9 protein-coding genes are annotated in these 14,646 nt (G+C 69.3%); 2 read left to right on the top strand and 7 right to left on the bottom strand.

Annotated features, from left to right (window positions below):
• The first annotated feature begins 4 nt into the window (after positions 1-4).
• Together mnmC and QTH86_RS01625 are read left to right on the top strand one after the other, a co-directional pair.
• On the top strand, positions 5-1,849 hold the full coding sequence (gene mnmC / locus QTH86_RS01630) for a bifunctional tRNA (5-methylaminomethyl-2-thiouridine)(34)-methyltransferase MnmC2/FAD-dependent 5-carboxymethylaminomethyl-2-thiouridine(34) oxidoreductase MnmC1 (protein WP_286646405.1): 1,845 nt from the start codon (positions 5-7) through the stop codon (positions 1,847-1,849).
• A 186-nt stretch (positions 1,850-2,035) separates the two neighbouring features.
• On the top strand, positions 2,036-2,485 hold the full coding sequence (locus QTH86_RS01625; protein WP_286646406.1) for a hypothetical protein: 450 nt from the start codon (positions 2,036-2,038) through the stop codon (positions 2,483-2,485).
• 34 nt (positions 2,486-2,519) lie between these two features.
• On the opposite strand, the gene QTH86_RS01620 is transcribed toward QTH86_RS01625, so the two are convergent.
• From QTH86_RS01620 to QTH86_RS01590, 7 genes are all read right to left on the bottom strand, one after another.
• Positions 2,520-4,493, bottom strand: coding sequence for a S8/S53 family peptidase (locus QTH86_RS01620; RefSeq protein ID WP_286646407.1), 1,974 nt, complete (start codon positions 4,491-4,493; stop codon positions 2,520-2,522).
• Positions 4,490-5,491, bottom strand: a complete 1,002-nt coding sequence (locus tag QTH86_RS01615) for a phosphatase PAP2 family protein (protein WP_286649368.1) — start codon at positions 5,489-5,491, stop codon at positions 4,490-4,492. The genes QTH86_RS01620 and QTH86_RS01615 overlap by 4 nt, the downstream gene beginning before the upstream one ends.
• 116 nt (positions 5,492-5,607) lie before the next feature.
• A complete protein-coding gene (locus tag QTH86_RS01610; RefSeq protein WP_286646409.1) occupies positions 5,608-7,380 on the bottom strand; it encodes an adenylate/guanylate cyclase domain-containing protein in 1,773 nt (590 codons plus the stop codon).
• Positions 7,381-7,609: 229 nt separating this feature from the next.
• Positions 7,610-10,039 (bottom strand): PepSY domain-containing protein, encoded by a 2,430-nt coding sequence (locus QTH86_RS01605; RefSeq protein WP_286646410.1) that lies wholly within the window; start codon positions 10,037-10,039, stop codon positions 7,610-7,612.
• Between the two features lie 2 nt (positions 10,040-10,041).
• Positions 10,042-12,159 (bottom strand): TonB-dependent siderophore receptor, encoded by a 2,118-nt coding sequence (locus QTH86_RS01600; RefSeq protein ID WP_286646411.1) that lies wholly within the window; start codon positions 12,157-12,159, stop codon positions 10,042-10,044.
• 165 nt (positions 12,160-12,324) lie between these two features.
• Positions 12,325-13,614, bottom strand: coding sequence for an EAL and HDOD domain-containing protein (locus QTH86_RS01595; protein ID WP_286646412.1), 1,290 nt, complete (start codon positions 13,612-13,614; stop codon positions 12,325-12,327).
• Positions 13,615-13,955: 341 nt separating this feature from the next.
• Entirely contained in the window at positions 13,956-14,639 is a 684-nt protein-coding gene (locus QTH86_RS01590; protein ID WP_286646413.1) for a Vgb family protein, read from the bottom strand.
• Positions 14,640-14,646: the final 7 nt, after the last annotated feature.

Raw genomic sequence — 14,646 nt, 5'->3', positions numbered from 1 at the left:
CGCGGTGGCCGAGCCGGTCGCCTGGCGCGCCGACGGCGTGCCCCTGAGCGAACGCTTCGGCGATATCTACCACACGGAAACCGGCGCACTGGCGCAGTCGCGCCATGTGTTCCTGCGCGGCTGCGGGCTGCCCGGGCGCTGGGCCGGCCGGCCGCAATGGCGCGTCCTCGAGACGGGCTTCGGCTTCGGCCTGAACTTCCTGGCGACCTGGCACGCATGGCGCGGCGATACGCAGCGCCCCCGGCTGCTGCATGTCGTGTCGATCGAGGCCCACCCGGTGTCGCGCGACGACCTGCTGCGCGCAGCCACCGCCTACCCTGAACTTGCCGAGCTGGCGCGCCTGCTGGCCGCGCAGTGGCACGGGTTGCTGCCCGGCTTCCACCGCCTGTCCTTCGACGATGGCCGCGTGCTGCTCACGCTGTGCATCGGCGACGTGCAACCCATGCTGCGCGCCCAGCGCTTCGAGGCCGACAGCATCTTCCTCGATGGCTTCAGCCCGGAGTGCAACCCCGCCATGTGGTCGCCCGAGACGCTGAAGGCCATCTCGCGCTTCGCCCGGCGCGGCACGGGCATCGCCACCTGGACCATCGCCCGCGCCGTGCGCGACGCCCTGGCGCAGAACGGGTTCGCCGTGAAGAAGGCGCCCGGCCTGCCGCCCAAGCGCGACTGCCTCGAAGGTGAGTTCGCGCCGGCGTGGACGGTGCGAACCCGCACGCCGCCGGCCCAGGCGGCGACGCCCGGCCACTGCGCAGTGATCGGGGCCGGCCTGGCCGGTGCTGCGGTGGCCGCCAGTCTGGCGCGCCGCGGCTGGCAGGTAACGGTGCTCGACGCCGCCGATCGGCCCGCCACCGGTGCCTCCGGCGTACCGGCGGCCGTGTTCGCGCCGCATGTGTCGCCCGACGACGCCCTGCTCTCGCGGCTCACGCGCGCGGGGCTGCGCCTGACCCGGCAGCAGTTGCAGGACCGGCTCGAGGAAGGCGTCGACTGGCGCGCCAGCGGCGTCATCGAGCGCCGCGCGCCGGGCGATGTCCGGCTGCCGACCGGCTGGTCGGCCGAAGGGCCGAACGAATCATGGCGAGCCGATGCGGCGCAACTGCGATCGGCCGGCCTGCCCGAAGACACGACCGCGCTCTGGCATGCCGGCAGCGGCTGGGTCAAGCCCGCGCGACTTGTGGCGGCATGGCTGGCGCAGCCGGGCGTGACCGTGCGCTGCGGTGCGCGTGTGGCGCGCATCGAGGGCTGTGATGCGTCAACGGATTGGCGGCTGTTCGACGGCGAAGGCCGGTTGCTCATCGACGCCGACCGCGTGGTGATCGCCGCTGGCGCCGACAGCGCCGCACTCGCCCCGCGATTTCCCCTTCAACCGGTGCGCGGTCAGGTCGCCTGGGGCCGCATGGTCTCGGCGCCCGATCTGCCCACGCCACCGCTCAACGGCGACGGCCACTTCATCGCCCACGTGCCCGATGCCGATGGCGCGTATTGGCTAACAGGCGCCACCTTCGACCGCGACAGCCGCGAGACGACGGCACGCGAGGCCGACACCGAAGCCAACCGTGAGCGCCTCGCCCGGCTGCATCCCGGCGCAGCGGCGATGCTGGACGGTGCGTTCTCTCACGGCCAGGTGCAGGCCTGGGCCGGCGTGCGCTGTGCATCGCACGATCGGCGCCCGATGGTCGGGCCCTGCGATGCCGATGCCCCGCAGGGCCCCTGGCTGTGCAGCGCGCTCGGCTCGCGCGGGCTCAGCTTCGCGGTGCTGTGCGCTGAATGGCTCGCCGCGCAGTGGCATGCCGAGCCGTGGCCGCTGCCGATGGCACTGGCGCAATCGCTGTCGACGACCCGCGTTCGTTGACCACCCTCAGGAAGGCGATCCGGCTGAGCGCCGAGCTGGCGCCACCGGCCGTCATCGCACACCACGTCGGCACGACCTGTCGAAAGCTGTGAGCAGGCTCACATCCCTTTCGGCCGCCGATCGGCACAGTGACATCCGTGACGGCAGCGATCCCCGCTCACCGCACGCACATCCGGAGTACACATCATGAATGCCAAGCACATCCTCAGCATCTCTGTCCTGGCGCTGGTCGCGCCCGTCTTCGCTCAGACCGTCCCGGCCGAAGCCTGGGTGGGCGCGCCGCTGCACGCCGTGAGCGCGGCCAGCCGCGACGAGGTGATCGGCGAATTCATCGCCGCGCGCGCCGAAGCGTCGGCGCCGCAGGAACTGCGCGTCGGGCCCGCGCCGACGCCGACCGGCGCACTGACCAGCGCCGAGGTCGCCGCCGACCTGAACCTGTGGATCCGTTCGGGCATGGCCCAGGTGGCGGGTCAGGAGAACTTCGACCCGAACGCGCCGGCCTTCCGCGCGCAGCTGGCGGTCTTCGAACAGATGCGCCACGGCCCGGCCTTCGTGGCCGAGGTCGAGCGCATCCGCCACGGCGGGCTGGCCGTGATCACCAGCGCGCAGCTGGACGACGGCACGTCGACGCGCTGACACGGGTGATGCCCGCATGGCCATCGCACCGCGGTCAGGGTGGGTCCAGCGGCCCGCAACCGAACACCGGGTCCTGCTGCCCCGCGGGGCACCCCGGTGGCGCCCCCGGGCCGGCCAGCAAGCGCGCGAGTTGCGGCGACGCTGCGCTGGTGCCGACCAGCCTGACCGTGCAGCCGCCGAGCGTGCCCGCGCCCGACACGCCTCGCCGTGCCGACGATTCGTCGGTGGGCAGCGCATGGTCCGGCCCCTGCCGCCCGACGCCGCGCAGGGGGCCGATCGAGGCGTACGGGCTGGCACACCGTCCGAACGACCGATAACCGCCTGCCACCTTCACGCGCGCGTGATTTCCGGTCGCAATGCCATTGAAGGCGCCCGCTTCGTCCAGCAGCGAGCCGGTGGCGGCCGGCGATTCGCGCACCGGCCGCTGTGCCGCGGATGCGCCGTGAAGCGCCTCCCAGGGACCGTCGACGAAGCGTGAGCCCTTGGCGGCGCTCCGGGCGCCCATGTTCGGCGACGTGCGCGCCACGTAGGCATGCAGCACCACGCCGGGCGCGGCGATGTCCACTCGAATTGTCCAGTCACCGTGCAACGCTGCCTGCAAGCCTGTGGTCGGCGGGACGACGAGGAGCCAACAGCAATCCTTGGCCGTCTCCACGCACTCCAGGATCGGTGGCTCGCCCGCGTAGCCGGAGGGGGCCAGCAGCTCGCCGCTGATGGTCGCCCGGTGGGCCGTGTCGACCCAGAGCTCGACGAAGACCGGGACGGGATTGTCGGGCGGGATTCGCCACGTCCACTCCACGTGCTTCTTCTCGGCGGTCGACACAAACCGCAGGTGGCCGTTGCTGAGCCTCGAGTTGCCCGAGGGAAGCACCACCTGAAGACGCGGTCGGTCCGGGCGTCCATCGTAGAAATCGGCCATGGCGGCCAGAAAGCCCTCGAGTGCCGCCGTGCCGTTGTGCGGTCCGGTGGACGGGCCATAGCTGATGTTCACGATCAGCTCGGGACTCTTGCCATCAGGCAGGCACGACATGATGTAGCGCAACCCTTGGGTGATGTGGTCGTCGAGCCAGAGGCCCGACGCATCCTCGACAGCGGCACGCGGGATCTGGACGAACACGATGTCGGTGTCTGCGTCGCTCGCCACATCGGTGGCAGGTGCAAAGCTCGGCGGCGCGACACGGTCAGGACTGACGCGTGCGCTGGGTGGCAGGCGCCCGGCCAGCAGGTCGAGCACATGGCTGCCGTGCGTTGCCCGGCGGCGCAGCGACGTGAAACCAGACTGTGCATAGCAGCCAGCCTCGTCGATCGTCTCATCCGCGTCGGCGAAGCGCCGAATCCATGCGTCGATGCCGATCTCCGGCGGGTTCTGCTTCGGCGCATCGGCACGCAAGAACTCCAGCCCATAGCCGAAGTCGGGCGGCACCCTGCCGAAGTTCAGCGGCGCGAGCGACGTCGATGCATCGATCGGACTGCGCGTCTGCTGGTCCCAGATCGCGAACACGCGCGAATTCAACCCGAGCTTGCGCAGGCGTGGATGCGCGAAGGCACATCCATCGTCAATGACGCCGATGACCGTCTTCGCCAGACTGCGTGGACGCTCGCTGTCGTAGTGCAAGTCGCCTCTGGCCTCCAGCAGGTTGGAGGTCGAGCGGACCGGCATCGCCAACGTGACGCTGACGGCCAATTTGCCCCAGAGCGCCGCCCAGCCCGCGTGCCGCACGATCACCGTGTCTCCGCGCACACTGACGTAGGGCGCGTCATCCTCGGTCGGCCCGATCTCCGGTTCGCCCGGCAGGCGCGGATCGGCGCGGGTCACCGCGTCGAAGAAGGATTGCGCACTCACGCCCGGCTTCAGCTGAACCAGCAAAGCAAGGCGCCCCCCCGATGCCTCCAACGTGAAGTACCTGAATTCGGTATCGATCGCATAGCGCAGATATGGGCCGAAAGAATCGGGGTGCGGCGACGCGTTGTCGATCTGGGGCAGATCCGTTCCTTGCGACCGATTCATGGCAGATCACCGAAGAGGCCCGACCACTCCTGGGCGGCGCTGCTCCACAGCGCGGCCAGGAGCGGCGTCTCGACGGCGCTGCCATTCACCGCCCCGCTGTAGAACTGGTTGCCCGCCAAGTCCTGCTGCGCATGAAAGGGGTTGAAATCCGTGGAGGGGTGGTCATCGGCGAAAGTCGCGTTGAAGGTGCGGTGCATGAACGAACTTGCCGCCCCGCAGCGCGCCTCGAAAAACTCTGCGATGGCGACGCCGAGCATCCGGCCCGCCATGCTGTCGACGGGGAAATGCACGCCCGCGACCACGCGGTTGGTCGCAATACGCGCCGCCTGCCGCGCCAACTGCCCGGTCACCGTGACATGGCGCGCATCCAGATCGAGAAGCCGGCCAAGCATGTGCGCGACCGCATGCGCCTGCGTCGCGTGGCCGCTGGGAAAGCTGCCATGTCCCGGTGTCGTGATCATCGGCTGGATCTGCGGGTTGTATTCCACCGGTCGCCAGCAGCCCAGCGCATGCTTCAGGCGCATCTCGATATAGACGCAAAGCTGCAGCAGGACGTTGATGAGCTCGAAGGTCCGGCGCGTGCGGGCGGGATGCATGTAGACGATCGACGACCAGAAGGCGTACTGGGGATCGATCTGCGCCATGATTTCCGTGGCACGTTCGCTGCGCAGGTCCGCCCACGACGCCACGAGTGCGAGCTGTTTTTCGAAGGTCGCGGTACGGGGCCGCTCGATCGTGGCGATGGTCGCCTGCACACCGGAGGCGCCGGTGAACTGGACAGACGCAGCGGTGCCGGTGAAGCCGAAGTCGATCCCGCGCAACAGTTCGCCGACCGCGACATAGGCGCGCACCCAGGGTTCCCAGCGTTCGATCGGATGGACGGCGCCGATGGCAGGAAGCGGCGGCGCATAGGAGGTGGCGTCCTCCAGGAGCACGGTGGCTTCGCGCGCCTGGATGAGCGCATCGACCATGACCGAATTCACGTACGCATCGCCCAAGGTGCCGACGATGGCACCTCCTGCACCGCCAGCGCCCCCTGCACCGCCCGCCCCGCCGGCGCCTCCTGCACCACCCGCACCACCGGCACCCCCCGCGCCGCCCAACATGAGTTGACTCATTGCAGTTCTCCTCGTCGTTGAAAAGACGTGGTTCGCGCAGGCAGCCCGGCGGCGGCCAGACTGCGTGCCCAGGCATGACCGGTGGCCAGCGTGCCGTTCGGCATGCGTTCGATGTAGCTGTCGATGGTCAGGTCGGGCTCGAGATGCAGCACTTCTCGCAGAGCTTGCGAGGCCTCTGCGATGCGCTGCTGCGCAACGAGCGCGATGGTGAGCACCCGCCAGGTCGACGAATGCAGGCGGTTTCGCGCCAACGAGGCGCGCGCGAGCGCTTCGGCCCGCCCGTGGTCCTGCGCCGCCAGTGCCGCCGTGGCGGCGAGCGACTCGTAGTAGTAGCGCTGCGGATCAATCGGCGAAAGCGCGAGCGCGCGCTGTGTGGCATCGACCGCGCGTGCGCCCTCACCCTCGAAAGCTTCAATGGCCCCCATGTACAGCCACGCCATCGCGCAGTTCGGGTTGGCGCCGATCGCCTGGGCGCATCGGCGACGCGCACTCGTGAGGTCCTTGCGCAGGTGGCAATGCACGAACCCTTCGATCGCCATTGAGCGCGCGTCCGACGGATCGCAGGCCAGCGCACTGCGCGCCGCCGCCAGCGCCTGTTCAGCGTCATGCGCCCGGCTGTCCGACAGGCCGCGCGTACCACGCAGCACGTACCAGTTCGCCAACCAGGCCCGCGGTGCGGCGACGCGACCGTGCCGCTCGATGAGCTGCTCGAGCACCTCGTGCGCGCGGTTGAACCCCGTGCGACTGGCGCGGTGCATGAGGTTGATGCCGCCAGCCAGCAGCGAGTAGCTGGCCAGGGTCGGCAACGGTTGCGTCGACACGCGCTCCATCTCGGCGTCGAACACGGCGACATGGACCGCCTGCGCGAGCTGCTGCGCGAGTTCGCTGTGCGCCTCCAGCAGATCGTCGATGCTGCCGACGAGGCGATCGGCCCAGACCACCTCCTGCGTCTGCACCTCCGTCAGTTCGGCCGTGACGAGCAAACGCCCGGCGTTCACCGCGTACCCGCCGCCCAGCACATAGGTCGCGCCCAGATGCGTCGCGATCGCCTGCAAGGCATCGGCGCGGTCGCGAAAGAAACTCGTCGAAAGACGCGAGATCACGCGGATGTTCGGCGAGCGCGACAGGCGATCGATGACGCCATCGGCGATCAGGTCGCCAACCGCCGCATGCTCGGCACCGGCGCTTCGCATCGAGAACGGGATCACGGCCACGGTGGGCTGCATCGGCGTGCGGTCGTCGCGTCGGTTGACCACCGGCGGACGAACACCCGGCCGGCTCGCGCGGTAGGCCCGGACGCCATCGCCAAAGCTCTTGATGTAGCAGATGCCCAGGTCTTCGCAGTCGATGTCGACGTTGCCGGCGATCTCGTCGCGCGCTTCGACGCTCAGGATCGTCTCACCAGGCCCCGCGATGCTGCCCAGCCGGGCGGCCATGTTGACACCTGCGCCATAGAGATCGATGCCGTCGGTCCAGGCCTCGGTGGCATGAATGCCGGCCCGCAAGACGACCTTGGCATCTTCTGGGAGCCCGGCGTTGGCCTGCGTCAGGTGCTCATGCAGGAGGAAGGCCGCACACACCGCGTCAGCGACCACCGGGAAGCGTGCCATCAAGCCATCGCCCAGGCTTTTCACCAAAGCGCCCCGCATCTGCGGCAGCACGGCATGGCGCGCGTGGCGCACACAGTCGGCCCAGACCCGCACGGTGGTGGCTTCGTGCCGCTGCATCAGCCCGACGGAATCGACGATGTCGACGACCAGGACCGCCATCGCCTCCGGCGCCTGGAGAACATCATCGGCAGGCCCTGCGCTCGAGACAGGCAATGCCGAGTCCGGATCGGAAGACGGACGCTTCTCGACGGCCATGGTGCTCCTCGCAACGGTCCGACGGACTGAAGGGAAAGTCGGCGTCAGTCTAGTAAGGAACCCCTGATCTCGCGGCTAAAAAATTGTGAATCTGTGTCACGACATCGCCGAGCCCCGTTCCGAAGGCTCAGCGTCAATACACGTCCCGCCGATACCGCCCCCGCGCGATGAGCTCGTCGAACGCAGCCACACCCAGGATGTCGGCGAAGGCCGCGTCGACGCCCGGCGCCATGCCGGCCAGGCTGCCGCAGACGTAGACAACGGCGCCGCCGTTCACCCACGCGGCCAGTTCGTCGGCGGCGGCGCGCAGCTTGTCCTGGACGTAGATGCGCTCGGGCTGGTCGCGGGAGTAGGCGATGTCGGCGCGTGCCAGCAGGCCACGTGCGCGCCAGTCTGAAAGTTCGTCGACGAAGAACGCGTCGTGCCGCGATGCGCGTTCGCCGTAGACCAGCCAGTTGCGCCCGTGCCCGCGGCGCACGCGTTCGCGCAGATGGGCACGCAGCCCGGCGAAGCCCGAGCCGTTGCCGATGAAGATGCAGGGCTGCGCGTCGTCCACCAGCGTGAAGGACGGGTTGGCGACCAGCCGCAGCGGCACCTCGTCGCCGAGGGCGGCCCCTTCGGTCAGCCAGCCCGAGGCCACGCCCAGGCCGTTCGCGTGCCGTGCCTGGCGCACCAGCAGTTGCAGGGCGCCGTCGGACGGCAGCGAGGCCACCGAGTAGCTGCGCGGCGCCACCGGGGCATCGCCTGCCGCCGGTGGCGCGGGCGGCAGCACCTCGACCAGCGCGCCGGGCGCCCAGGTCGCCGCCGACGGGCCGGACAGTTCGATCTCGTAGAGCGGATCGCCTTCGCTGCCCGGGTTGAGCAGGCGGCGTCCTTTCAGGTACCAGGGCTCGAACGCCGGCGCACGGGCCGCGGTGTCGGCCGTGCTCCACGACGAGGCCGCGTCGCCCCCCAGTCCGAACACGCGTGCCAGCGCCGCGCGCCAGGTGCCGAGCGCGGCGCCGTCGTTCGCATCGACCTCGACCATGGGGAACAGCGCCTGCGCGCTTTGCGTGCGCAGGTCGTGGTCGAGCTTGCGGCCGAACCCACAGAAGGCCGCATAGCGTCGGTCACCGAGTGCGAGCACGCCGTACTGCAGATGCCGCAGGTCCGGCCCGAGCCGCGCGAAGCCGCGTGCGAAGGCGCGCGCGGTGTCGGGCGGGTCGCCTTCGCCGAAGGTGCTGACGATCCACAGGGCCTTCTTGAAATGCGCCAGCACGTCGGCCGTCAGTTCCGACACCGGCTTGACCACCGCCGCGATGCCGGCCGACTGCAGCGCGCCGGCGGTCTGCAGGGCAAGCCCTTCGGCCTGCCCCGTCTGCGTGGCGAAGGCGATGAGCACCGCTTCGCCACCACTTGCGGGCGCGCCCTCGCCCAGCCGCGCGCGCTCGGCGCGCACCGCCTTCTTCGTGCGGCGCCGGCCGAGGTAGAGCATCCAGCCAGTGATCGCGAACAAGGCCATCGCTAGGCTGCTCGCCGTCATCACGATGCGCCCCGGCAAGCCCCAGTACGTGCCCATGTGCATCGGGTAGATGCTGTTCACCAACCGGCCCGCGAGCGGCTTGTCGGCATAGCGTTCGTGCTGCGACGGCTCGCCGGTCGCGGCGTTCAGGTAGAGGCGGTTGCGGGCTCGTTCATGCTCGGGCACCGCGCGCAGGTAGGTGGCCTCGACGTTGGACGCGTTGCGGGCCGGCAGTTGCAGCGTGACCTGGCTCCAGTCGCCCTGCGTCACGTCGCCGAAGGATTGCCAGACGCGCGGCAGGTCGAGCTTCACGGGTGCAGGCGGCGATGCGGCCTTGGCACCGCCGCCCTGCGCGCGCTGCGCACGCATGGTGCGACCCTCTCCCGCCGCATCGTCGACCCATGTGCGGACCGTATCGAAGCCCCAGTAAACGCCGGTCAGGCTCGACACGAGGTACACGACCAGCGCGACCGTGCCGACCACCGCGTGCAGGTTCCAGAGAAAGGCCCGGCCGGTGAGCCCGAAGTCGAGCCGCAGCCACGCGCGCCAGGCGAGCGGCCGCCGTGGCCAGCGCAGGTACAGCCCCGACAGCGACAGCACCAGCAGGCCGGCCGCGAGCGTGCCGGTGACGGACTTGCCGGTATCGCGCGGCAGCAGCAGCCAGCGGTGCAGGCGCTCCATGAATTCGAAGAAGTCTTCGCCCTGCGGCTCCGGCAGCAGCGCCGCGGTGTACGGGTCGACCAGGCGCGCCTCGCCGCGACGTTCTCCGGGCGCCGGCGCGAAGCCGATGCGGGCTGGCCGGCCCGGTTCGGAGAAGACCCGGATGTTGGCGACGCGATGCCCGGGGGAGTGGGCCTGCACCCGATCCATCAGTTCGGCCGGCGTGAGCAGGCGCGCACCCGGTGGCGGTGCCACGTGCCGCAGGCCGGGGTTGATCGCCTCCACGATCTCGGCACGGAACGACAGGGCGGCCCCGGTCACGCCGATCACCACCAGCACCGTGCCGGCCGTGATGCCGATGAACCAGTGGATCTGGAACCAGACGCGTCGCAAGGAACCCATGGTCAGAAGTCGACCTTGAGGCCGGCGCGCAGGGTGCGCGGCGTGCCCACCGCCAGGCGCGTGCCGGCGGCCGACCAGTAGCGCTTGTCGGCCAGGTTGTCGACGTTCAGCTGCCAGGTGGTACGACGGCCCATCAACTGGCTCACGTAGCGCACGCCGGCGGCGTAGATCGTGTAGCCGGGGATGAAGCCCTGGTTCAGGTCGTCGATCGGGCGACGGCCGGTGAAGTAGGCACCGCCGTTGACGGACAGGCCCGGCAGCGCGTCGATGTCGTAGGCCAGGAACAGGCTGGCCGTCTTGCGCGCGGTGTTCTCGGGCATCTTGCCGTTGTACTGCGCATTGATGTCGGCGAACTCGGCATCGAGCCACTGCGCCGACATCTGCCAGGCCAGGGCCCGGGTCAGCCGGCCCTGCGCCGACATCTCGATGCCGCGGTAGGTCTGGCGGCCGTCGGCCACATAAACGTTGGCGGCATTCGTGTACGTGCCGGGCCGTTCGATGTCGAACAGCGCGGTCGACAGCAGCGTGCCGCTGCCGGTGAGCCAGCGCAGGCCCAGTTCCTTCTGCTTGCTCACGCCGGGTGCCATGCGGGTGTTCTGGTTGGCCGTGCCCGCCGGGGCGATGTCGCCCTCTTCCACCCCCTGCGCATACGACACGTAACCCACGAGGTCCGGCGTGAACTTGTAGCTCAGCGCGGCCAGCGGCGTGGTCTTGCTCACGTCGTAGCCGATGCGCGGCAGCGTGGCGCTCGCGTCCTGCGTGCTCTCGTACTGCGTGTGGCGCGCGCCGATCACCAGTTGCCATTGCGGCGTCAGCGTGAGGCGGTCGAGCGCGTAGAGGCCGAGCTCTTCGCTGTCGAGCCCGCCGCTGGTCGGCCGCGTGGGCAGCGCCGTGGAATTGAGCGTGCCGATCGACACCGGGTTGTAGAGGTTCTGCACCGTCGTCGCACCGCCGTAGGTGCGCTGGTAGATCGGGTCCTGGGTCTTGGCGCTGCGCGCTGCGCCGAGGGTCAGTTCATGCTGCACGCCACCGGTGGCGAAGGTGCCGAAGAGCTCGGTGCGGAACAGGTCGGAGCTCTGCTCCAGATGCTGGTCGTTGCCGGTGATACGGCCGACGCCCGTGCGCACGTTGTAGTTGCTGAACGACGCCAGGCGCCGGTCGCGCTCCCCTTCCGAATGGCCGGCCTCGACCATCAGCCCCCAGGTGTCGGTCAGCGCATAGTCGGCACGCAGCTGCGTGTTGGTCACCTTGGCATCGAAGACCGCGGAGAGCGGCCCCAGCCGCTTCGTCGGGTCGGGCAGCGCCGGCAGCGCGATCACGCCGTTGACCGCTGCGAGCCGCGTGATGCCGGCCTGCTCGACGATCTCCTTGTGGTACTGCTCGACGTCCGCGCGCAGCGTGAGACGGCTGTTGACGCGCCAGTCGAAGGCCGCCGAGCCGAACTGGCGATTGCCGTCGATGCCGTCGATCGACGAGCCGATGCGGCCGCCAGCGGCGTTCACGCGCAGGCCGAACTGGTTCTCGTCGCCGAACTGGCGGCCGATGTCCATCGAGCCCTGCGCCGTGCCATGCTCGTCGAACACCAGGCCCAGCGAGGTCACCGGTGTGGCGCTCGCCCGCTTCGTCACGAAGTTGATCACGCCGGCCGGCGTGGTGAAACCGTAGTACAGCGCCGAGGCGCCCTTGAGGACCTCGACGCGCTCCTTGTTCTCCATCGGGATCTCGGAGATGTTCGGGATCGCGAGCGAGCCGTTGAGCCGGTAGTTGGTGCGGTTCTCCACCGGGATGCCGCGGATGACCAGCTGATCGAAGGTGTCGCCGCCGTTCTGCTGGCGCGTGACGCCGGCCGTATTGCGCAGCACGTCGTACACGCCCGCGGCGCCCTGCAGCTCGATCACCTCGCGCGTCACGGTGTTGACCGTGGCGGGCACGTCCATCAGGTTGGTGCCGCGGAAGGTGCCGGCCTCGACGGTGCTGGGCACGAAGCCGTTGGTGCGCGAAGCATCGACATTGACGGTGGCGAGTTCGCCGGCCACGCCGCCGGTGGTGGACGTGGTCTGGGCGTGAACCTGCGCCAACGGCACGGCGGCCAGCGCCAGGCCGAAATACAGCCTCCTCATTGGGGGGACTTCCTCGTGTCTGCTGAGTGGTCGGCGGATCGCCGATCCGCGCGTGCAACCGTGCAGCGCTAGGGATAACCCCGATTATTATCGATAGTAATTCTCATTAGCAACGGGACATGGTGGGTTGCGCGCCACAGTCCCGCCCCGCCCGCAGCGTCGGCCTCAGTAGGTCACTTCGGCCGGATTCACGTCCAGCGCCCAAGCCATCGCGGCGAGATGCGACGCATTGACCTTCTCGGCGTCGACCCCGATCGACGCCGCCAGCGCGGCCGCCTCGCCGACATCGACCTCGCACGCTTCAGCCAGCGCGACGAAGGGGCCGTAGAGACCGCCGCGCGTGCGGACGGCTTCCTGCACCGCCTCGGGCAGTTGCACCTTGGCCAGCACCTCTTCCATGGGCACGCCCAGCACGCGGTCGATCAGCGAGAACATGCCCGCCACGAACAGGTTGTTGGCCTCGTCCGCCGGCAGCGTGCCCTGCCCCATCAGTTCGACGAAACGGCCGCGCATGATCGACTTCTTGGTCATGTACGCCATGCTGTTGGCCTTCTTGCTGGTCGCCAGCAGCAGCGACAGCCAGCGGAACAGGGGCCCGAAGCCGAGCAACGCGACCGCGTGGTGCAGCGAATGCACCTCCACGTTGTGGCCCATGGTCAGCGTGTTGATGTGGTGCAGCAGCCGGGCCGTGAGCGCCTGGTCGTGCGCGAGCGCCGCCTCGATGGACCGCACGTCCTCGTTGCGCTGGATCATCTGCATGACGCGGATGATCAGCACGGACTCGGGCTGCAGCGTGACACCCGCCTGCAACGGCGCCGCGATGGCTTCCTTGCCGCGCACGAAGGCGTCCAGCCGGCGCGCGGCGCAGGCGTCGAACGCGGCCCAGCTGGCGATGCGGGTGGCGATCGGATGGATCGCGGGTGTTCCCGGCCCCCGGAGATGCCGCGCGCCGTCGACCAGCTCCTTGCGCCCCTCCAGCATGTCCAGGTGCGTGATGCGGGACAACGCGCCGAACGGGTCCGGCGCTTCGGCAGCGTCTGCTTCCTCGACGGCGTCGGACACCGGGGGTTTGTTCGACACCGTCGGCGGGGCGGGCAAAACGTCCACGTCGCACAACATGATGCCGAAACCCTGTGCACGCAGCGCGTCGACCGTGGGCCAGATCTTCTTGTCCGCCAGTTCCGCCAGGCGCAGGCAGAGCACGACGCTTTTCGGCGGCAGGGCCTGCAGTTCCTCGAAGGCCAGGCCCTCGGCGGTCGCGTCCAGGTAGACCATCAGCCTGCCCAAGCGCCAGCCGGCCTTGACGCTGTTCAGGTTCGACGCCACGGTGGACAGCAGCGCGCGGAAGTCGTCGGAAGCGCTCGTGCTGCCGGACGCCGCGTGCCATTCGAACTTGTAGCCCTTGATGTGCCGTTGCGCGTCCAGGTGGAGCGCGTAGGTCAGAAAACCGTCCACCGGCGCAGGTCCGGCCGGTTCTGCGACGGCCACTGCGATCGCCTCTTGGGCGGGGGGTGGGACGGCTTCGGGCTCGTGCCGCCGGAAGAAATTGAATGGCATTGCCGTTATTCCATGCCGACGCACACAGCGCCGTATTGTTTCAAACGCCGCCTCGATGCGAGGCGGCATTTAAATCCCATGGATTAAGTAAATCAGCCTACTTCGCGGCACCGAGGAAACCGATGAATATTTCCAGGTTGCCGCGAATGGTAGCCGAGAGCAACAGCGAAAAAATTTCTGAAAACACCACTGTAGAAAACCGGTTTTGGAGCCGATATCAGTCAAATTTCCATTTGAATTCAACTGTCTTTGGCCGGCACGCCGGGCCGCCGCACCGCGCGAACCTTGCCGCTGCCGCCCCCGCCGCAATAGAAGAGATCGGCGCCGTCGGATTCCAGCCCGCTGATGCCGGTGCCAGCTGGCATCGCGAGCCGCTCGAGCACCGCGCCACTGGCCGCATCGATGCGGCGCAGCTCGCTCTCGTCGCCCTCCCAGGTGCCGTGCCACAGCTCGCCGTCGACCCAGGTCACGCCGGTGACGAATCGGTTGGATTCGATGGTGCGCAGCAGCGCCCCGGTCGCCGGGTCGATCCGATGGATCTTGCGGTCGCGGTACTGCCCCACCCAGAGGCTGCCTTCGGCCCAGGTGAGGCCCGAATCCGCACCGTGGCCCGGCGCCGGGATGCTCGCCAGCACGTCGCCGCTGGCCGGGTCGATCTTGTCGATGCGCGATTCGGCGATCTGCCAGAGGTGGGTGCCGTCGAACGCGGTGCCGGCGTCGCAGGGGTGCTCGATCGTGCGCAGCGTCTTGCCGTCGCGGCCGTCGAAGGCCACGAGCCGGGTGCCGGTGGCGGCCCAGACCAGGTGGCCGTCGTGCGTCACGCCGTGCACGGCCGCAGCGTCGGGGAAGGGGCCGAATTCGCGCACGATCTCGGCGGTGCGCACAGCGGGTTCGGTCGATCTGTCGAGGGTCTCGGGGGTCATCAGTGGC

The organism is Variovorax sp. J2L1-78 (genome assembly GCF_030317205.1).
Taxonomy (GTDB): Bacteria; Pseudomonadota; Gammaproteobacteria; order Burkholderiales; family Burkholderiaceae_C; genus Variovorax; species Variovorax arabinosiphilus.
Note: the sequence above shows the minus strand (reverse complement) of the source record. Positions and strands in the feature narration are given on the sequence as shown.